This is a genomic window from Micromonospora craterilacus (genome assembly GCF_003236315.1).
GTDB classification, from domain to species: domain Bacteria; phylum Actinomycetota; class Actinomycetes; order Mycobacteriales; family Micromonosporaceae; genus Micromonospora; species Micromonospora craterilacus.
The window spans coordinates 1-19,817 of sequence record NZ_POTY01000065.1 but is presented as its reverse complement, the minus strand read 5'-3'; the positions used below and the strand labels follow the sequence as shown (position 1 = coordinate 19,817).

The following is a 19,817-nucleotide window of genomic DNA, read 5'->3' as shown; positions in this document are numbered from 1 at the left end:
CCGACCGAAACACCCTCCCGCCGGCAGCGAGAATCCGGGGCTTTCTTATCCCGACGTGACAAAATCGGCCGGGTGAGCGCGCCCGTGTCCGCAGCCCCCTGGCGGCGCCTGCCCGCCGACCTGGCCACCGCGATGCGCCCGCACCTGCCCGCGACCGTGGCCGCCGTCGCGCTGGCGGTCACCGAGGCCACGCCGGCCTTCGCCACCATCGCCGACGACAAGCTCGCCCGGGACGTACGCACCGCAGTCCAGGTCGCGCTCGACCGCTTCCTCGACCTGGTCGGCACCGACGAGCCCGCGCTGCCGCCCCGCTTCCGGGAGGTCTTCGTCGCGCTGGGCGCCGCCGAGGCACGGGAGGAACGCGGACCGGAGGCGCTGCTGGCCGCGTTGCGGATGGCCGCGCGGCTGCTGCTGCGCACGGCGTCGCAGTCGTTGGCGCGGCTGCGTCCGGTCGACACCGAGGAACTGATCGACCTGTCCGACGCGGTCGCCGCGTACGTCGACGAACTGGCCGCGGCGGCCACCGACGGGTACGCCCTCCAACTGCGCGAGCAGGCCGGCGAGGGCGACCGCCGCCGCCAGCTCGCCGAGCTGCTGTTACGCGGCGACGGCATGCCCAGCACCGTCGAGGCGGCGGCCGCCCGGATCGGCTGGCCCGACCTCGAAACGGTGGTGCCCGTCCTGCTGCCGCTGGACCAGGCCCGCGACGCGCGGTTCCGGTTCGGCGCCGACGGCCCGGTCCTCGAACGCGGACGCGACGCCGTGCTGCTGCTGCGCGCCGGCCCCCGGGCCACCCGTGCCTCGCTGACCGAGGCGCTGGCCGGGCGGTGGGCCGTGGTCGGCCCGGCGCTGGGCTGGCCGCAGGTGCCGGCGGCGGTCCGCCTCGCCGAGCTGGCCGCCGGGCTGGTCGGGCCAGACCCGGGCCCGGTCTTCGTCGACGACCACCTGATCCCGCTGACCCTGCGCGGCGAACCGGGCGCGCTGGCCGTGCTCACCGCCCGCCGGCTGGCGCCGCTGGCCGACCTGCGCCCGGCGCAGCGGGAGAACCTGCTGGTGACCCTGCACAGCTGGCTGCGGCACTGGGGATCCCGCGCCGAGGTCTCCGCCGAGTTGTTCGTCCACCCGCAGACGGTCAGCTACCGCCTCAAACGCCTTCGCGACCTCTGCGGCTCCGACCTGGACGACCCGGCCGCCCGGTTCGAACTCCTGGTCGTGCTCGCCAGCCAGCTCGGCGGCCCGGCACCGAGCGGCGGGCGCGGCTAGGTGGTGCCGGCCGCCACTCCTTGGCTTCAGCGCCTGCACAACCCGTTGGGCGGTTGGTTAATGCGTTGCGGTCATCGGCGGCGCCCGGTAGAACTGGCGGCCGAACCGACACGGAAGGAGGGCTGAGCGATGTACGCCACGCACACCGCGCTCGTGTCCTCCCGGGTGACCAGCTGAGCGGGTACCCGGAGCGGGCGGGCGCTTCCAGACGGAGTTTGCCTTGACCTTGCACCAGCATGACCTGACCCTGCGCCCGATCACCGGGCCTGACGAGCTGGACCTGTTCAACCGTTTGCCTTACGTCCTCAACGATGAGATTGCCAATGACCTGTCGGTCGGTCGTCGCCGCCCGCATTGGCTGTGGCTAGCCCTGCGTGGTGATCGCGTGGTGGCCCGGGCCGGCTGGTGGTCACGCCCCGGGGACGAGCACCCACTGTTGATGGACATCTTCGACATCGACGGTGACATCGACGACGGCGTACGGTTGCTGGAGGCCGCGCTGCCCGTCGTGGTCCCGGCCGGCGCGACATCCCCGGAGTACGGCCGACTTCTCCCGGCGGACTGGCGCAACCACCAACACACGCGTCAGGTCGTCGACGACCGGATGGGCGCGCTCGAACGTGTCGGCGCCAAGCTGTTCGTCGAACGGCTGCGCCTGGAATGGCGACCCGGCACGCCCATCCCCGAGCCCAGCGGGCGGCTCGCCTTCCGGCCGGTACGCAACGCGGGCGAGCTCATCGAGCTGATGGCGCGCGTGCTGGACGGCACCCTCGACGCGCACAGTCGCGACGATTTGACCCGCATGACCGCCCGCCAGGCCGCTCAGGCGCAGTACCACGACGAACTCGAACGCTACGCCAGCCCGCACGAGTGGTGGCGGATCGCGACGCTGCCGGACGGAGAACCAGTCGGGTTCGTCATCCCGGCGCACAACGGCTACAACCCGATCATCGCGTACCTCGCGGTGCTGCCCGCGCACCGCGGCCACGGCTACATCCACGAGGTGCTGGCCACGGGTACGAGGCTGCTCGCAGCCCAGAACGTACCGCGGATCCGGGCAGCCACCGACGTCGGCAACACGCCGATGGCGGCAGCCTTCGCCCGCGCCGGTTACGTCACCTTCGAGCGCCAGATCGACATGACCTGGCGATAAACACTGGGCGCTGGACCTGAGCCACTCCGCAGGGAACTCGGGTTGCTGTCGGGCGCTCCCTGGCTGGCGCGGTGTGCGAACGAGCAAGCCGCGCCAGCCCCGCGCGCTGTCCACTGGTCAATCCAAGCGGAAATAGGTACGAGCCGAGAAGCCGGGTTGCCGCCTCCGCCTACGGCGCCGGTTCCAGCACGACGACCGGGATCTGGCGGGTGGTCTTCCGCTCGTAGTCGGCAAAGCCGGGATACGCGGCCTTCTGTGCGCTCCAGATCCGCTCCCGCTCGTCTCCGGCGGCAACTCTGGCGACCAACTCGACCTTGCCCGTACCGATCTCCGCCTGGACCTGCGGCTGAGCGAGCAGGTTGTGGTACCAGTCGGGGTTGGTGGGAGCGCCGCCCTTGGACGCGAACACGGCATAGCCGGCGTCGACCTTCTGGTACATCATCGGGTTCACGCGAGGCTGGCCGCTCTTGGCGCCGACCGTGTGCAACAGCAGCAGCGGCGCGCCAGCGAACGGACCGCCCACCTGCCCACCGTTGGCGCGAAACTCAACGATGATCTTGTCATTCCAGTCGCTCATGACCTCTCCTCGCCCCCCGCGCACCGGCTCCTTGACCACGATACTGACAGTCTCGGCCGCGGCGTCAGCGGCAGTGCCGACGCCAGCGGAATGTGGGCGACAGGCGGGACGAGAGCTGGTAGGCATGGCTCGATGAGCGAGAGTCGCCAGTCCGATGTCAGCATGTACGACGCCTTCGCCGAGGAGTTCCTCGAGCACGCTCGTGGTGGCGCGTACAACGCCTACTACGATCGGCCGGCGGTGCTTTCGGTCCTGGGCAGTGTGCGCGACCTCGCGGTGCTTGACGTGGGCTGCGGACCGGGACTGTACGCCGAGGAACTGGTGGTCCGTGGTGCGCGCCGGGTCGTCGGCGTGGACGCCAGCGCGACGATGGTGCGGTTGGCGAACGGGCGGGTACGCGGCCCGGTCCAGTTCCGTCAGCACGACCTGCATACCCCGATGGCGTGGGCCCGTGATGGCGAGTTCGACGTGGCGGTCATGCCGTTGGTGCTCCATCACCTCGATGATCGGGTCGGCGCATTGCGTGAGATAGCCCGGGTGCTGCGGCCCGGCGGCCGGCTCGTCGTGTCCACCAACCATCCCATGGGCGACTGGCTCCGCTCAGGAGGGAGCTACTTCACGGTGGAGAGGCTGCGGGAGCGTTGGAACAGGGGGTGGGAAGTCACGTACTGGCGCCAACCGCTGGACGTGACCTGCGACGAGTTCCGCGACGGCGGCTTCCTGGTCGAACGCATCCACGAACCGCGACCGTCAGCGCGGATGCGCGAACGCTACCCAGACGTCGCGGAACGCCGGTCGATCACTCCCGCCTTCATCGTGTTCTCGCTCGTGAACCTGGCGGGCCCCACGGTGAGTGGTCGGTCAACGCAGGATCTCGACGTACCCGTCGCTGCCGTGCACGCGGATCCGCTGCCCATCGGGAATCAGTCGGGTGGCATCCACCACGCTGACGACAGCCGGCAGGCCGTACTCCCGGGCGATGACCGCGCCGTGTGTCATCAAACCGCCGACCTCGGTCACGAGGCCCGCGATGGCGACGAAGAGGGGCGTCCAGCTCGGATCCGTGTGGGCCGTGACGAGGATGTCACCAGGTTCGAGATCGGCCTGGGCCATGTCCAGGATGACGCGGGCGCGCCCTTCGACGGTCCCGGCGGAGACCGGTAGGCCGATCAGTGCCCCGGTCGGCACGTCGTCGCGTCGGTACGCCCCGGCGATGACCTCGCCGTCCGATGTCAGCACCCGGGGCGGCGTGAGCGCCTGGTACGACCTGAACGCGTCCTTGCGCTGCTGGATCAGCTGGTCATCCACCCGGTGCGAACGCACGACGTCGTGGAACTCGTCGAACGTGAGGTAGAAGACGTCGTCCTTCTCGGCGAGCACATGGGCCTGCACCAGGCGCTCGGCCTCGTCGAGCAAGGCCAGTTTGTAGACGAAGTAGCGGCTGACGATGCCGTACTTCGGGTACTCGCGGTAGCCGATGAAGGTCCGAACCCGATCGATCATCCGCTTGGTCTCGTCGGCCTTCTGCTCCCCGTCCGGCAGTGCCCGCAGGCGTTCGAGCACCTCCTGCGCCTTCTTTTGCGCCGCCCGCCGTCCCTGCTCGAAGCGCCGCTTGGCGGCGCCCGGCTCGAAGTTCCTGACGTTGTCGAGGAGCACGGGCACGAGCGTGGTGGGGCGTTCCCGCCAACGCGGCCTGCTGATGTCGATCTCGCCGACGCAGCGCATGCCGTACCGGTCGAGGTAGGCCTCGATGGCGTCGCGCGCTTCGGCCCCGCCCGCGAGCTTCGGCAGCTCGTCCAGGAAGCCTTCGTCCTCGACGCCTTGCAGGAACGCGACCACCTCCGGATGCGGGCGGAGAACGTCCGCGACGTCGAGCAGCGCCAGTCCCATCTCCGACGTGACGTTGCCGGGGGCGGACAGCGTGAGGGTGTCGGCCGCGTTCCTCTCGCCCAGCCATTCCCGCAGCCGGTCGTTGAGCCACCAGGTGGCCTCCATCCCCGCCATGATCGCCTGCATGCTCAATGGATCACTGAGGACCCGCTTGTGCTCCTGGATGGCCGCCAGCAGGAAGTCGAACAGCGCCGGCCCGGTCTTCGTCCGGATGTCACGCCGCAGGGCGGCGATGGACGCCTGGCTACGCTCGATCAGCTCGGCGACGATGGCCGGATCCGTCTCGACCGTGGTGGCCCCGCCACCGGCCGGCGGCCCGCCGGGACCGCCGTCCGGAAGCGCCGGGACGAAGTCGCGGCGGTCGAGGACGGTCTCCAGCGCGTCCCTGGTCAACGGATCGGACCTCCCCGCCATCTCCAGGAGGCCCGCGCGGCTCGCGGGCGCGGCCAGGTGCCGGGTGACGTCGACGAACAGCCGCCCGCCGGCCTCATGCATCGGCGCCATGGCCGTCAGCTGCCACATGGAGAGCCCCAGTGGCCGCATGGGGTCGGTCATCATCTGCTGATGACCAACGGAGAGGTAGACGTGGTTCTCCCGGTCGCCGGCCGCGGGGACGGGGAACAGCGTGGTGATCGGCCGGCTCTGCACGATCTGGAAGTCGTCGTCGACCAGGCACCACTCGATGTCCTGCGGGCAGCCGAAATGCGCCTCGATCCGCCGCCCGAGCTGCACGAGCCGCACGACCTGCGCCTCCGTCAGCGCCGGCTGCTCCTGCCGTTGCGGGTCGATCGCCACTTCCTGCGTCCCGCCAGCCGGCAGGGCGTGAACGGCACGCTGTTTGACGGCGACCGCCTCGGCGACGACCTCGCCGTCGCGCACCTTGAAGACGTCCGGGTTCACTAGGCCGGAGACCAGGGCCTCGCCGAGGCCGAAGCTGGCGTCCACGGTGGCGACCTTCCGGTTGCCCGTGACGGGGTCGGCGGTGAACAGGATGCCGGCCGCATCCGGGAAGACCATCTGCTGCACGACCACGGCCATGTGGACCTTCCGGTGGTCGAAGCCGTTCCGCAGGCGGTAGGTCACGGCCCGCTCGGTGAACAGCGACGCCCAGCACCGGCTGAGGTGCTGGAGGATCGCGGTCGGCCCCACGACGTTCAGGTAGGTGTCCTGTTGGCCCGCGAAGGAGGCCGTCGGCATGTCCTCTGCCGTCGCGCTTGATCGCACGGCGTATCCGGCTTCCTCGCCGAGCTGGGCGAGCGCGCGGGTGATCGCCGCCGCCAGATCGTCGGGGACGGCAATCTCTTCGATGGTCCGGCGGATCGCCGCGCTGAGCGTGCGGATCGCCTCCCGGTCATCCAGGGGCAGGCGCGACAGCTGGTCGAGCCGATCGTCGATCGACGGCGCTTCCGCCATGATCCGCCGGAAGGCGGCCGTCGTCACGCAGAACCCGGCGGGCACGCGGATGTCTTCGATCCGCGACAGCCCGCCCAGGTGCGCGGCCTTGCCGCCGACAACCGCGACCTGCGTCTCGTCAACCTCTTGAAGATCCAACACGGACGGCTCGGTCATCGCGACGCCGCCGGGGCAGCCGTGCTTCCTCGCCACGTCGTGTCCCCATTTCTCGTCGGTGCTGCGTCCGGCCGCCGATTCTGCGGCAGGACCTGGGTCTTGCCGCAAGCCCCCCGGTGCGCTATACGTTGGAAGTGGCAAGGGGGCGAGACCTCCTTGCCTTTCCGGACGCCGGTGGCCACGGCCACCTCAACCGGGTGGGCTTTGGCCAGCGCGATCGTCGGTCAGTCCATCATCGCCGCGGCCGAGATGATCCGGCCGAGCAACCGGGACTTCGGCGACGTGCTGTCGAGCGTCTCCCGACGCACTCACCGCGGCTGCCTCGGGCGTCGGGATCGATCCCCTCGCACTGCTGGCCGCTGCGGTGCCAGAGGCCAGCCGATTTGTTCCTATCGCCCGAATTGCACTGAGCGCGATGGATGGGCTGTCATTCCCATTGACTGATGTACTCGCCGGATTCGGCGGATCCTGACCGGGTGGCCATATTTGAGGAACCGTTCGGTTCGCGGGTGCGGGTTAAACGCGCGACAGACGAAAGGCCGGGCTACTCGCTAGCGTAACAGGAACAGAAATCAAGATCATTAGCAGTCCGGCACGGATTCCTGGGGGGACCGCTGTGTGTCTGACACTGAGCACACCGACCGAACCACGGGGCGGCATTGATTGTCGCCGAGCTGACAGCAGCAGCAAGCAACGGCAGCGGCAGCGGCATCGGTGAACCTCGAAACGGTTTGCCCAGGTCCCACCGGCGGGCCTCCCGCAATTCACGCCGGCCATGACAAAATTCGTACTCAGAGTCTCTCGCGCGCTCTCTTCCGATCTGGTCGGTGCCAGTCGTCGAGGCCCTGCGGAGCGGGTCGCCGGCTGCCCACGCCCGCGGCGCCACCGCCGGTCCGAAGACCGCGTTCTCGCTGCCGGTACCGAGCTGACGGCGGTTCTGAACGGTGAGAGAAGCGATGACCATGACCAGCACGCGGACCGTCGCGAGCGTCCTCGACGACATGCTCGTGCCGCGAGGATCCGAGCTCACTGTTCGTCTGATGGAGGGCATAAAGCCCACTCTCCACTCGCCTGCCGTGCCGACCCGCCGGGTCGAACTCGCCTGCGGCGAACTGCTGCACCAGCCCGGCGCGACCGACGGCCGCGTCTATCTGATCGAAAGTGGTGCGGTCTGTCTGGAGCATTATTCTCCGACCGGGCGCCGAACCATCCTTGATGTGTTGTCGACAAACGAGTATTTCGGCGAGGATTCGCTTCCCGGCATGCCGAGTCAATACACTCCCGCCGCCGTAACGGCGACGAAACTAATCGGGGTGGAAAGCACCGTTCTGCACAGCCTCCTACGGGACGCGAACGTTTTTGACGTGTGGCAGCACAGTCAAATATTGAAAGCCCGCCGGCACCGATCGCTGCTGTTGCAGCATGCCATCTCCGACAGCGAGGCTCGGCTGGCGATGTGCCTGCTTGACCTGGCACAGAGCTTCGGCACGAGCACCGGCCAGGACGTTCGGATCGGGCTGAAGCTCCGCCACGAGGACTACGCGGCGATGATCGGAACGACCCGGTCCCGCGTCGGCCTGTTCCTGCAACGCTTCACCGATCGCAAGATGATCCGGAAATCGTCGTGCGGGGCGATCGTCGCCAACCCCCGCATCATCGTCGGATACATCATGGAACGTATGGGGCTGCCCCCGGCCGGGTGAGCGCGCCTGCCACGCCCTCGACTCCCCTTGCGGCCGCGACCGGCGGCAAGGGGAGTCGGAGAGGCTCACTGCTGGCCGCTCGGCTCCACGGCCGGCGCCGCGAGCGCCCCGGCGTTCGCCGGTGCTGCGGGCATTGCCGCTCGCGCCTTGGCTCGATCCGACCGGATGGCCTGCCGGCGGCGCCGCTCCCGCGCGCTCTGGTAGAGGCTGCGCCCCCACAGCAGCAGGCCGCCACCGTCGAGGAGGACGCCGATGACCGCGACGGTGAAGAAGTCGATGGATCCCATCATGGAATCCTGGCCGGTGACGAAGAGGATGAACTGGTACAGGAATCCCCACAGGAGTGGGATACCGACGAAGACCAGCATCAAGAGCGCTATCAGGCGCCCGCCGAGCCACGCGAGGGAGTACCACCGGACGATCCGCATCTCCCGCTTCGGCACCCCCGACTGGTCCACCCGGGACTTGCGCCGCAGCACCAGGTTGCGCAGGAAGTCCTCGGTGTCGGACATCAGGTTCCGGCAGCCGAGGGCCGTGGCGACGATGTAGTAGCCGTCGGTACGCATGAACAGGAACGACTGCCAGATGATCCGGACCAGGTACGTGAACAACAGCGCCGTCAGCAGCAGCGCGGCCCACTCCGGCATCTGCAGGTAGCCGTGCCGATTCGCCCACAGGGCGAGCACGAAGGACGAGGCGAGTACCCCGTCGATGAGCGTGCCGGCGATGAACGCGACGAAGCGCTGGCGTTTCGGTGCCAACCAGATGCCGCTCATGTCGGTCTGGACCACCAGGATGTACAGCTGGTTGCCGATGACGAGCCTCGACGGCACGCCGGCCGCACGCGCCGCGATCATGTGAGCGGCCTCGTGGATCGCGACCCCGACCAGCGTCAGGATGAACGTCGCCCAGGTCAGGGCCGCGAAGTGGATGGGGAACAGCAGGGTCTCGCCGGGCGTCGGCAGCAGATCTGGATCGTCCACGACGAGGTACACCCCGGCCGCGACGATCAGGACGCAGGCGATCATCACCGGGAGGCTGACCAGACGGCGGGCGACAGTCGGGCTGATCCAGTTCAGGCTCCAACTCCGCCGGGGTTTGCGAGCCGGAATCGCGGGGGCGACCGGGCCGGCGACGGCAGCGGCGACCTTCTCGTCGATCTCGACGAAGCCCTCGTCGCCGAGGGCGTCCAGGAAGTCGGTGATGTCGGGCGTCTCGGCGTACTTCTCTTCGTACAGGCGAACCGCCTCGCCCACCGATTTGCCGGCGGCCAGCGAGTGGAGGAGGTCCAGCCCCTCAGTGGGGATGGACAGGAACACCTGCCGTTCGAGGTCACCGATGATGACGGCGTCGCCCTCCGGCCGGTGGTCGAAGGGGCGCACTCTGACAAGTGTGTCTGGCGGATAGCCGGCCATGGTTCGTCGTCCTTTTCGCTCATTTGGCAGGCGGGGTCGATGAAGGCCGGCACCCGGAGTTGCCATCCGGGTGCCGGCCTTCGCGTGGGGCATCACCGTCAGGAGACAACGCACGCAGCAGCGACAGCGCTGGTCTTCACCGACTCCAGCCGGCGCACCGTGAGCTTCTTCATGACATCACCTCCTCGCGATATCGGAGAGGACAACGATGCCTGCCGCGCGAGTGATCGTCTGCTCACTTATGTACATACACCGATCGGTAGGATGGTCACCGGAACTCGCCGCCGGGCGGGAGCTCGACCGCCGCCGGGGTTGACCTCAGATGGTGATGACCACTTTGGACCGGGCGTGCTCACCTTCGAGGTACCGAATGGCCTGGGGCACCTCGTGGAGCGGATAGCTCCGGTCGATGGCCGGGGTGAGGTGGCCGGACTCGGCGTGGGTGCGGAGCGTGTCGAGGTGCTGCCGGCTGGGTGTCGCGGTGAGTGCGACGATGCGGTGTTTGACGAAGGGTGCCAGCAGCCGCCCCCGGGCGAGGAGCCAGACCGGTCCGAGGAGACTGCCGCCGCCGTACACGCCGCCCCCGGAGAGGACCAGGGTCCCGGTCGGCGTCAGTGCCCGCCGGAGCGCGGTGAGTGAGCGGTTGCCGACCAGGTCGAACACGACGTCGTGGCGGCGGGCGTCGTGGGTGAAGTCGTCGCGGGTGTAGTCGACGACGTGGTCGGCGCCGAGGGAGCGGACCAGGTCGACGTTGCGGGTGCTGCACACCCCGGTCACGGTCGCGCCGAGCACCTTCGCCAGTTGGACGGCCAGGGTGCCGACGCCGCCTGAGGCGCCGTTGATGAGGACGCGGTGGCCGGGCTGGACCTGGCCGACGTCGCGCAGTCCCATGAGTGCGGTGACACCGGCCAGCGGCAGGGCGGCGGCCTGCTGCGGCGTCAGGTTCGCCGGCTTCGGCGCGACCATCGTCGCGGGCACGCACACGTACTCGGCGAACGCGCCGTTGGCGTCGCCGAGATCACCGAAGACGGCGTCGCCCGGGCGTACCCCTTGGACGTCGCTGCCGACGGCCTCGACCCGGCCGGCGAAGTCGCGGCCACGGATGCGCGCCCGGGGCCGCGTTCGGCCCAGGGCCAACCGCGCCATCCGGGGATCGCCCCGCATGACATGCCAGTCGTACGCGTTGAGCGCGGCCGCCTCGACCCGCACGAGCACCTCGTCGGCGGCCGGCACCGGCGCGTCGACGTCCGCGAGCGTGAGCGTCTCCGGCGGGCCGTACCGGTCCTGGACGATCGCCTTCATTTTCCCTCCCCTCTGGGTGTACGGCGTACACCTCATGTGAGTGAATGTAGGTGTACGCCGTACACCTGTCAAGGCGGTTATGGTCTTAACCGCCGCAGGAAAGACGAGGACCGAGATGGCTGAGCAGGCTGAAGTGCTGCGCCGGGCGCCGCTGAGCAGGGACCGGATCCTGCGCGCCGCCGTCGCGCTCGCCGACGAGACCGGGATCGAGTCCCTCAGCATGCGCAACCTCGCCCAGGATCTGGGCGTCGTGCCGATGGCCCTCTACAAGCACGTGGCCAACAAGGACGAACTGCTCGACGGCATGATCGACGTGGTCGTCAGCGAGATCGACCCGCCGGTGCCCGACGCCGACTGGAAGCACACGGTCCGCGAACGCATCCTCTCGGCCCGGCAGGTGCTGCTGCGCCACCCCTGGGCGCCGCTCGCGATCGAGTCGCGGAACATGGCGACGCCGGCCGTCCTCGCGTACCTCGACTCGATGGTCGGGACGATCCGGGCCGGCGGGTTCTCCGCCAACCTTGCCCACCACGTGATGCACGCGATGGGCAGTCGGATCCTGGGCTTCAGTCAGGAGCTGTTCGACGCCGCCCGGAACGCCGGCCGGTCCGGTGCGTCCAACCCGGAACCGCCGGCCGCCCTACCACCGGAGGTCGCGACCCGGTTCCCGCACCTCGCGGAGATCGCCACGGCCGCGTCCCACGACGACGCGTCGGTCGTGGGGCAGGGCTGCGACGACCAGTTCGAGTTCGAGTTCGCGCTGGACCTGCTGCTCGACGGCATCGAACGACTGCACCAGCAAAGCTGGACGTCGTCGCGCCGGCCCGGCTGACGACCTCACGGGGTAAGGCCCTTCCCGATCAGTTGGCATCCGCCTTGCACGCCTCGATGGCCGGCCAGCGTCGCATGGCGAAGGCGTATGGGGTCGCGCCCATGATCCGCCGGAAATCGGCGCCCATGTGTGACTGGTCGTAGTAGCCCGCGTCGGTGGCCAGCTCAGGCAGCTTCTGGCTGATCCGGGCGAGCACCAGACGAACACGATCGATGCGTACGAACTGACGTGGCGTCAGGCCCATACCGTCGATGAAGACCGTGCGGAGGTGCCGTTCGCTGACGTTCAGGTGCCGAGCGACAAGGCTGACGGGCGTGTGTGGCAAGCCGTCACCGGCGGACAGCATCGCCGTTGCGTCCGTGACGATGCGCCTGCGCAGACCATCGCGGTCGGGAGGCGTCGCCAGGACGACCGGCAGTGCTCGGGCCAGCGACCGGAGTCGTGCCGGGGGAGACTCCGGGGCGGGCGGCGAGTCGCCGTCGGCGATCAGCCCTACGAAGGCCCGCAACGACTCGCTGTCGATCTCTGCGGCGGCGACAGCGCGGTCGGCAAGAGCTCGAAGGGGAAGACCGAAGAGGTCAGCGGCCCGACCGGGCCGGAAACGCAACTGGAGGCAGTTCCGATCCGGTCGCTCGACGTAGTACCTGGCCCGTGTCCGCGGCCCCATGATCACGACGTCGTATGGATCGGCAGAACCCGCTCGCCACGCCAGGGTGGTGGCATGATCGGGCTGCTCCAGTGCGGCCGGAGCATCGTGGATCACTGGCTGCGCCCCGAGCGTGATCCTGGAGAACCACGGCCGAAGCGCCCTCGCCACCTCCGGGCTGAGCAACTCATCGCGTTCCACGGTTCAGACCGTACGTCGCGGCCCGGACCCGAACCTGGCAGCCCGATCAAGCTGTGCCGAAAGTTCCTAGGCCCGGCTGGGACGGTCCTGCAACCGTGACACCCATGATCCTGGTTACCGGCGCCTCCGGCACTGTCGGCCGACACGTCGTGCAACTCCTCCAGCAGGGCGGGTATCGCGCTCGTGCGATGACGCGGGGCCGACCCGGGCACGCGCTGCCGCCCGATGTCGACGTGGTGCGAGCTGACTTCGACGACCCCGACTCCCTGCGCCGCGCGGTGATCGGCGTGCGCACCGTGTTCCTGCTCACCGCGCCGGCGACACCGACGCCGGATCATGATCTGGCGCTGTTGGCGACTGCCCGGTCGGCAGAGGTCACCTCGGTGGTGAAGCTTTCCGCGATCGGCACAGGTGAACGATTCGGCGCCGCAACCGTCGGCGCCTGGCACCAAGCGGCTGAGCACGCCGTCCGCACCAGCGGCCTGGCGTGGACCGTGCTGCGGCCGTCAAGCTTCGCCGCCAACTGCCTCCACTGGGCGAGCCTTATCCGCGCCGGTCAGTCCGTGCCCAACCTGACCGGCGACGGCCAGCAGGGCGTCATCGATCCCCGCGACATCGCGGCGGTCGCGGTCGCCGCACTCACCGACTCCGCCCATGCCGGCAAGACGTACACCCTCACCGGTCCGGAACTGCTTCGCCTGCCCGACCAGGCGACCCAACTTGCCCAGGTCATCGGCCGCCCCGTCGTCACCGCCGACCTCTCTCCGGCCGTCGCACGTCAGCAACTGCTCGCCTCGGGAATGCCCTCGGCAGCCGTCGAAGCCACCGTCATCGGCTCCGCTTGGGCACGCGCCGGGCACAACGCCATCGTCACCGACGACGTGGAAAGGGTGCTCGGACGTCCTCCCGCGACCTTCCGGAGTTGGGCGCAGCGTCATCGAGAAGCCTTCACCGGCGCCCGGTGACAACAACGGTCGCGAAGGTGCTTGTGGGTGCGCCTTACATTGTAAGTCGGATTGGCGGCGCGAGAGCAGGAGAGGGATATGAGCACGGACCCGATGCGGAAGGTATGCATCGTCGGGGCCTCGGGGAAGCTCGGGCAGTACATGGTTCGGCACGCGCTGGACCGCGGCTATGAGGTCGTCGGCGTGTGTCGCGAGCGCAGCGTCCCGAAGCTCGCGGCGTACGCGGACCGGATCACGATCGTTCCGGGGCGCACGAACGACCGGGAGGTGATCCGGAAGGCGGTCGCCGGGTGCGACGGCGTGCTGACTGTGCTGGTTCCCTGGGGGGTGCAGCAGTACTCGTCGGGCACGGCGCAGGCGGTGCTCGACCACGCCGACCCCGACGCGCGCCTGGTCTTCTCGTGTGGCTGGCACGTCAGCCGGGACGGCGAGGACCAATACTCCTGGAGGTTCAGGGCGGGCGTCCGGATCGTCACCTGGCTGGCTCGCCTGGTGCGCGCTGTCGAGATCGACGACCAGGTGGAGGCGGGTCGGCGGGTCTTCGCCAGCAACCGGCGGTGGACCGTCGTCCGGGGGAGCGACCTCGAGGAGGGCGAGAGCCAGGGGCTTCCCGTGTGGAGCCGCCATGTCGGCGATCCGATCCTCGTGAGCAACCTGACGCGGCGCGTGGACTACGCGCTGTTCATGGTGGAGGCACTCACCGACGACACGCTCGTCCACGAGGCGCCAGCGATCGTCGGGCGGCTCTCGCCCAGCGCGCTGGGCCACGCCGGCGATGGTCGAGCCGCCGAGCCTGCTGGCAACCCGACCTCACCCTCCGGCGACGTGGCCTAGTTCGGTTCGTGGCAGAGCCGCTGTCAGGCGATGGTGGGGCTGCGGCGTTCGATGAGGACGACGTCACGCCAGCGGTCGTGGTGGCGGCCGAGGCGTTCGCGGGTGCCGATGGTGCGGAAGCCGCAGGCGTGGTGCAGGGTGAGGCTGGCGGTGTTCTCGGGGAAGACCCCGGATTGGATGGTCCAGATCCCGGCCTGTTCGGTGGAGTCGATCAGTCCCTGGAGCAGGAGTCGCCCGACGCCCCGCCCCTGCGCGTCCGGGTGGACGTAGACGGAGTGCTCCACGACTCCCGCGTAGACCCACCGGTCGGAGACCGGGCCGCAGGCCACCCAGCCGAGCACGGCGCCCGGGTCGGCGGGGTCGAGGGCGACCCAGCGGTGCCCGGGCAGGCGGGTGGCGGTGAAGTGGTCCCAGGTGGGCGGTTCGGTCTCGAAGGTGGCGTTGCCGGTGGCGATCCCGTGCCGGTAGATGTCGAGCACGGCCGGGGCGTGGGCGTCGGTCATCGGCGCCAGCACCGGCCGGGGCGGGCTCGTCGTCATCGGAGGGTGGGCGAGCCGCTCGGCGTCGGCCGGGGCAGGCTCGTGCGCCGCGCGGCCGTGGCGACCCGGAAGCGGAAGACGTGCCGGTAGGTCTGTGGGGTCATCCCGCTGATCCGCCCGAAGTGCTGGCGCAGGTTGGCCCCGGTACCGAAGCCGGTGCGGTGGGCGATCCGCTCCACCGGGTCGTCCGTGGTCTCCAGTAGTTCCTGCGCCAGCCTCACCCGCTGCTCCAGCAGCCACTGCAACGGCGTGGTGCCGAGGGTGTCGCGGAACCGCCGGGCCAGGGTGCGGGGGCTCAGGTTCGCCGCACGGGCCAGGTCGTTGACCGACAGTTGCTGGTCGAGCCGGCCGCGTGCCCACTCCAGCACCGGGCCCAGGTCGGCGGGGGAGACGCCGCGCACCGGCGGTGCCGGGTACTGGGTCTGATCGGCGGCGCGGTGCGGTGCCACCACCATCCGCCGGGCGACCTCGTGGGCCACCGCGGCACCGTGGTCCTGCCGCACCAGGTGCAGGCACAGGTCGATGGCGGCGGCCGTACCCGCCGAGGTGAGGATGTTGCCCTCGTCCACGTACAGCACCCGGGGGTCGAGGTCGACGAGCGGGAACCGGGCCGCGAAGTCCTGCGCGTTCATCCAGTGCGTCGTCGCGCGGCGGCCGTCGAGCAGCCCCGCCGCGGCGATGGCGTACGCGCCGGTGCAGATGCCCACGATGCGCTTGCCCCGGGCGTGCGCCACCCGCAACGCTTCGACCAGACCGGCAGGCGGATCGATCTGGGTCGGGCGGGCGCAGCCGGGCACCAGCACCGTGTCGGCCTCGACAAGATCGTCCAGGCCGTACGCCGGGTCGAGCCAGGAACCCCCGGTGGTACGCAACGGGCCGGGCTCGGCCGCGCACAGCCGCATCTCGTACCACGGGTCGGCGATGTCACGCCGGTCCGTGCCGAACACCTCCTGCGGCACCGCCAGCTCGAAGATCGGCAGGTTGTCGGTCACCGCCACCGCGACGACGTGCGAACGCATGGCAGGAATCTAACGCAGCTCGGCGCCAATCCGGCTGTCCCCTCCGGCCGTCCCCGACGACGGTGATCCCATGACTCAGACCCAACCCGCGTCGGTGGCCCGCGGTCGGCTGACCGCTGCCCAGGGCACCGCGCTCTATGTCGGTGCCGTACTGGGCACCGGGGTGATCGCGCTCCCCGCGCTGGCGGCCGAGGCGGCCGGCCCCGCGTCGCTGCTCGCCTGGCTGCTGCTCGTCGTTCTCTCCGCCCCGCTGGCGGCGACCTTCGCCGCGCTCGGTGCCCGCTACCCGGACGCGGGCGGCGTCTCGACGTACGCCCGGATGGCCTTCGGGCCGCGGGCCGCGGCCGTCGTCGGCTGGTGCTTCTACTTCGCGGTGCCGCCCGGCGCCACCGCGGCGGCGCTGTTCGGCGGCGCGTACGTCGAAGCCGCGATCGGCGGCGGCCGGGCCACCGTGGCGGTCACCGCCGTGCTGCTGATGGCCGCGGTCACCGTCACCAACCACGCCGGCGTGCAGCTGGCCGGGCGGGTGCAGCTCGCCCTGGCCGGCATCCTGGTCGCCTTCCTCCTGCTGGCCGTGCTGCTCTCCCTGCCGCACGCCTCCGCCGGCAACCTCCGGCCGTTCGCCCCGCACGGCTGGACCGCGATCGGCCCGGCCGCCGCACTGCTGATGTGGAGCTTCGTCGGTTGGGAGGCGATCACCCACCTCACCGGCGAGTTCCGCCGACCGGCGCGCGACCTGCCGCGGGCCACCACCGCGGCGGTCGTGGTGGTCGGCGCGCTGTACCTGGGAGTGGCTCTGGCGACCGTCGCGGTGCTCGGGTCGGCGGCGGCCGGGGCAGATGCGCCGCTGGGTGAGCTGTTCGCCGTCGCGCTCGGCGGCGACGCCCGTTTTCTGGCCGCCGGGGCGGCGCTGCTGCTCACCTTCGGCGCGATGAACGCCTACTACGCCGGCGCGGCGAAGCTCGGCGCTGCGCTCGGCCGCGACGGGGCGCTGCCCGGCTGGCTCACCCGGGGCAGCATGGCCGGCGAGGTACCCCGGCGCAGCCTCGCCGTCACCGCCACCCTGGCGTTCCTGGCCCTGGCCCTGGTGGTCGCCGCCGGGCTGGGCACCCGGCCGCTGGTCCTGCTCGCGACCGGCTCCTTCATCACCGTCTACGTCATCGGCGTCGCGGCGGCACTGCGGCTGCTGCCCCGGCGCAGCGGGGCCTGGTACGCCGCCGCTGCGACCATCGGCGTGGTGCTGTTCCTGCTGGTCATGACCGGCGTCTACCTGATCTGGCCGGTGGCGGTCACCGGGGCGGCCCTGCTCTACCTCCGGCTACGCGGCGCCGGTCGCGGCTGAGCCCGCGTCCTGAGCCGTGACCACTCCAGCGAGGTCCGACCCGCCGTCGGCCGCGCGGACCGATCCGGCGACGCGCGGGAGTTGGTACGCTGGGCCCGGCGCGGATCAACCGCGCGATCCGGGTACGAGGAGCGCGACATGCTGACGGGGGACGACGACATCTCGGGGTGAGCGGTCCCACCGCCAGCCGGCCGGTGCCGGGGCGGCCCCTCCTGTCGTAGCCCTGTCTGCCTGACCGGGGCGCCGGTTGCGTCCCCGGCTTCCTTCCCGAGGTCTCTCTGTCATGTCCGAAGTCTGCGTCGTCTGCACCAACCTGTACTTTTCCTGGCCCGATGACACCCCGGTGTTCCGGGACCTCTCCTTCGCCGTGCCGCCCGGCCGCACCGGTCTGGTCGCGCCGAACGGGGCCGGCAAGACCACCCTGCTCCGGCTGATCGCCGGTGAGCTGACCCCCACCGGCGGCGGCGTGACCGTCGAAGGCGTGCTCGGCTACCTGCCGCAGAACCTGCCCCTGGCCGGTGACCTGGCCGTGGCCGAGGTGCTGGGGGTCGCCCCGGCGCTGGCCGCGCTGCGGGCGATCGAATCCGGCGACGCCAGCGAGGAGAACTTCGCCGTAATCGGGGACGACTGGGACGTCGAGGAACGCAGCCGCGCCGAACTCGACCGGCTCGGCCTGGGCGACGTCGCTCTGGACCGGCCCCTGCACACCCTCAGCGGCGGTCAGGTGGTCTCCCTCGGGCTGGCCGCGCAACTGCTCCGCCGCCCGGACGTCCTGCTGCTCGACGAACCGACCAACAACCTCGACATCGACGCCCGGCACCGGCTGTACTCGGTGCTGGAAAACTGGTCCGGGTGCCTGTTGCTGGTCAGCCACGACCGGATGCTGCTGGACCGGATGGACCGCATCGCCGAACTCGACGGCGGCCAGCTGCGCCTGTTCGGCGGGAACTTCACCGCGTACGAGGAGGCGGCGCGGGCGTCCCGGGAGGTGGCGGAGCGCAACGTGCGCAGCGCCGAGCAGGAGGTCAAGCGGGAGAAGCGGGAGATGCAGCAGGCCCGCGAGCGGGCCGAACGCCGCGCCGGCAACGCCGCCCGCAACCTCGGCAACGCCGGCCTGGCCCGGATCGTCGCCGGTGGGCTCAAGCGCAGCGCGCAGGAGTCGGCCGGCCGGGCCCAGCAGGCGCACGCCAGCCGGGTCAGCGACGCGCAGGGCCGGCTCGACGAGGCCAGCCGGGCCCTACGGGACGACCAGACGCTGACGCTGGAACTGCCGGAGACCGACGTACCCGCCGGCCGGACCGTGGTCGAGGGCCAGCGGTTGCAGGTGCGGCACGGCAACCTGCCGCTGTTCGCCGCAGACGGTGTCGAGCTGACCATCCGAGGCCCGGAGCGGATCGCGTTGACCGGGCCCAACGGCGCCGGCAAGTCCACCCTGCTGCGCCTGCTGCACGGCGACCTCGAACCGGACAGCGGGCAGGTACGCCGGGCCGACGGCCGGGTGGCCTACCTGTCCCAGCGCTTGGACCTGCTCGACCTCGACCGTACGGTGGCGGAGAACCTCGCCGCGTACGCCCCCGAGCGCCCGCAGGCCGAGCGGATGAACCTGCTGGCCCGGTTCCTGTTCCGGGGTGCCCGCGCCCACCTGCCGGTCGGCGTCCTCTCCGGCGGCGAGCGACTGCGCGCCACGCTGGCCTGCGTCCTCTACGCCCAGCCGGCGCCGCACCTGCTGCTGCTCGACGAGCCCACCAACAACCTGGATCTGGTCAGCGCCGGCCAGTTGGAGAACGCGCTGAACGCATACCGGGGAGCGTTCGTGGTGGTCAGCCACGACGAACGCTTCCTGCACGACATCGGCGTGCAACGGTGGTTGCGCCTCGACGGCGGCACTCTGCGCGAGATTCCCGCACCCGACGCCGGATGAGGGCCTCTCCCGGTCAAGGGTGACCGGCTGTCCGGTGTTCGGCCGTGCTGTCGGCGGGCTCCGGGGCGCCGGAGGCGACGACGTAGCGCCGCAGGGTGACCGGAGCGCCGTTCGGGGCGGTCCAGCCGGCGGCGACGGTCGCGGTGTGTCGCCAGCCGTCGCGCTCGTACAGCGCGACGGCTGGCGACCGCTGGTGGTCGACGACCTCCAACGTCAGGTCGGTGTCATGCCGGGCGGCCCACCGCCGGGCCTGCCGGAGCAGGGCGGTGCCGACCCGGCGGCGGCGGAAGGCGGGTGCCACGAACAGCCGGGCGACCTCCGCCGCCCCGGCCTCGCCATCTTCCGGCAGCGCATGGTGCACCGCGAGGTGGCCGACCACCTCTGCGCCGTCGGCCTCGGCGATCCACGCGTGGTGCTGCTCGGGCGGGGACAACCAGCGGTACGGATCGGCGGGCCAGTTGAGCGGATAGCCGTCCGTACCGTGCACGACGGCCAGCAGGTCGACGCATCCGGGCAGGTCGGAATGCTTGCGGTTGCGGATGACGAGCGGGGTCACCGCCCTATTCTCCCCGCCCGTGTCCTCGGCCCGCCCGCGCCCGCGCCCGCGCCCGTGTCCGCGCCCGTGTCCGTGTCCGCGCCCGTGTCC

The 19,817-nt window shown here is 70.6% G+C and carries 16 protein-coding genes and 1 pseudogene; 9 read left to right on the top strand and 8 right to left on the bottom strand.

The genetic code is table 11. The annotated features are described in order from the left end of the window. The first annotated feature begins 72 nt into the window (after window positions 1-72). On the top strand, window positions 73-1,263 hold the full coding sequence (locus tag C1I95_RS12865) for a PucR family transcriptional regulator (protein WP_233513636.1): 1,191 nt from the start codon (window positions 73-75) through the stop codon (window positions 1,261-1,263). Window positions 1,264-1,483: 220 nt separating this feature from the next. After that, window positions 1,484-2,416 carry a GNAT family N-acetyltransferase gene (locus C1I95_RS12860; protein ID WP_111214039.1) on the top strand — a complete coding sequence of 311 codons (933 nt, stop codon included), beginning with the start codon at window positions 1,484-1,486 and terminating at the stop codon, window positions 2,414-2,416. Between the two features lie 169 nt (window positions 2,417-2,585). Here C1I95_RS12860 and C1I95_RS12855 read toward each other — a convergent pair whose 3' ends face one another. Beyond that, window positions 2,586-2,993 (bottom strand): nitroreductase family deazaflavin-dependent oxidoreductase, encoded by a 408-nt coding sequence (locus C1I95_RS12855; protein ID WP_111214038.1) that lies wholly within the window; start codon window positions 2,991-2,993, stop codon window positions 2,586-2,588. 90 nt (window positions 2,994-3,083) lie between these two features. On the opposite strand from C1I95_RS12855, the pseudogene C1I95_RS37220 reads away from it, so the two are divergent. Beyond that, window positions 3,084-3,542: pseudogene (locus C1I95_RS37220) on the top strand (class I SAM-dependent methyltransferase); the annotation flags it as partial. 312 nt (window positions 3,543-3,854) lie between these two features. Here C1I95_RS37220 and rph read toward each other — a convergent pair. Further along, complete coding sequence (gene rph / locus C1I95_RS12845; protein ID WP_111214050.1) at window positions 3,855-6,452, bottom strand: rifamycin-inactivating phosphotransferase; 2,598 nt, start codon at window positions 6,450-6,452, stop codon at window positions 3,855-3,857. Window positions 6,453-7,408: 956 nt separating this feature from the next. On the opposite strand from rph, the gene C1I95_RS12840 reads away from it, so the two are divergent. Beyond that, entirely contained in the window at window positions 7,409-8,155 is a 747-nt protein-coding gene (locus C1I95_RS12840) for a Crp/Fnr family transcriptional regulator (RefSeq protein WP_111214037.1), read from the top strand. A gap of 65 nt (window positions 8,156-8,220) precedes the next feature. Here the strand turns inward: C1I95_RS12840 and C1I95_RS12835 are convergent, their stop codons facing one another. Then, window positions 8,221-9,537, bottom strand: a complete 1,317-nt coding sequence (locus C1I95_RS12835; RefSeq protein ID WP_111214036.1) for a hypothetical protein — start codon at window positions 9,535-9,537, stop codon at window positions 8,221-8,223. 351 nt (window positions 9,538-9,888) lie between these two features. Next, on the bottom strand, window positions 9,889-10,872 hold the full coding sequence (locus C1I95_RS12830; RefSeq protein WP_111214035.1) for an NAD(P)-dependent alcohol dehydrogenase: 984 nt from the start codon (window positions 10,870-10,872) through the stop codon (window positions 9,889-9,891). 115 nt (window positions 10,873-10,987) lie between these two features. Between C1I95_RS12830 and C1I95_RS12825 the strand changes: the two genes are divergently transcribed. Beyond that, window positions 10,988-11,704, top strand: coding sequence for a TetR/AcrR family transcriptional regulator (locus C1I95_RS12825; protein WP_111214034.1), 717 nt, complete (start codon window positions 10,988-10,990; stop codon window positions 11,702-11,704). Between the two features lie 28 nt (window positions 11,705-11,732). Here the strand turns inward: C1I95_RS12825 and C1I95_RS12820 are convergent, their stop codons facing one another. After that, window positions 11,733-12,551, bottom strand: a complete 819-nt coding sequence (locus C1I95_RS12820; RefSeq protein WP_199523727.1) for an AraC family transcriptional regulator — start codon at window positions 12,549-12,551, stop codon at window positions 11,733-11,735. A gap of 104 nt (window positions 12,552-12,655) precedes the next feature. Between C1I95_RS12820 and C1I95_RS12815 the strand changes: the two genes are divergently transcribed. Both C1I95_RS12815 and C1I95_RS12810 read left to right on the top strand, forming a co-directional pair. Continuing rightward, window positions 12,656-13,516 (top strand): NAD(P)H-binding protein, encoded by an 861-nt coding sequence (locus C1I95_RS12815; protein ID WP_111214033.1) that lies wholly within the window; start codon window positions 12,656-12,658, stop codon window positions 13,514-13,516. A gap of 78 nt (window positions 13,517-13,594) precedes the next feature. After that, window positions 13,595-14,350: an NAD(P)-dependent oxidoreductase gene (locus tag C1I95_RS12810; RefSeq protein WP_111214048.1), complete on the top strand. Its 756-nt coding sequence runs from the start codon at window positions 13,595-13,597 to the stop codon at window positions 14,348-14,350. A gap of 23 nt (window positions 14,351-14,373) precedes the next feature. Here the strand turns inward: C1I95_RS12810 and C1I95_RS12805 are convergent, their stop codons facing one another. Together C1I95_RS12805 and C1I95_RS12800 are read right to left on the bottom strand one after the other, a co-directional pair. After that, window positions 14,374-14,889, bottom strand: a complete 516-nt coding sequence (locus C1I95_RS12805; RefSeq protein WP_111214032.1) for a GNAT family N-acetyltransferase — start codon at window positions 14,887-14,889, stop codon at window positions 14,374-14,376. Next, on the bottom strand, window positions 14,886-15,908 hold the full coding sequence (locus C1I95_RS12800) for a GlxA family transcriptional regulator (protein ID WP_111214031.1): 1,023 nt from the start codon (window positions 15,906-15,908) through the stop codon (window positions 14,886-14,888). The genes C1I95_RS12805 and C1I95_RS12800 overlap by 4 nt, the downstream gene beginning before the upstream one ends. A 70-nt stretch (window positions 15,909-15,978) precedes the next feature. On the opposite strand from C1I95_RS12800, the gene C1I95_RS12795 reads away from it, so the two are divergent. After that, entirely contained in the window at window positions 15,979-17,250 is a 1,272-nt protein-coding gene (locus C1I95_RS12795; protein ID WP_111214030.1) for an APC family permease, read from the top strand. Between the two features lie 283 nt (window positions 17,251-17,533). Continuing rightward, complete coding sequence (gene abc-f / locus C1I95_RS12790; RefSeq protein WP_111214029.1) at window positions 17,534-19,171, top strand: ribosomal protection-like ABC-F family protein; 1,638 nt, start codon at window positions 17,534-17,536, stop codon at window positions 19,169-19,171. A 13-nt stretch (window positions 19,172-19,184) separates the two neighbouring features. On the opposite strand, the gene C1I95_RS12785 is transcribed toward abc-f, so the two are convergent. Then, window positions 19,185-19,727 carry a GNAT family N-acetyltransferase gene (locus C1I95_RS12785; protein ID WP_111214028.1) on the bottom strand — a complete coding sequence of 181 codons (543 nt, stop codon included), beginning with the start codon at window positions 19,725-19,727 and terminating at the stop codon, window positions 19,185-19,187. Window positions 19,728-19,817: the final 90 nt, after the last annotated feature.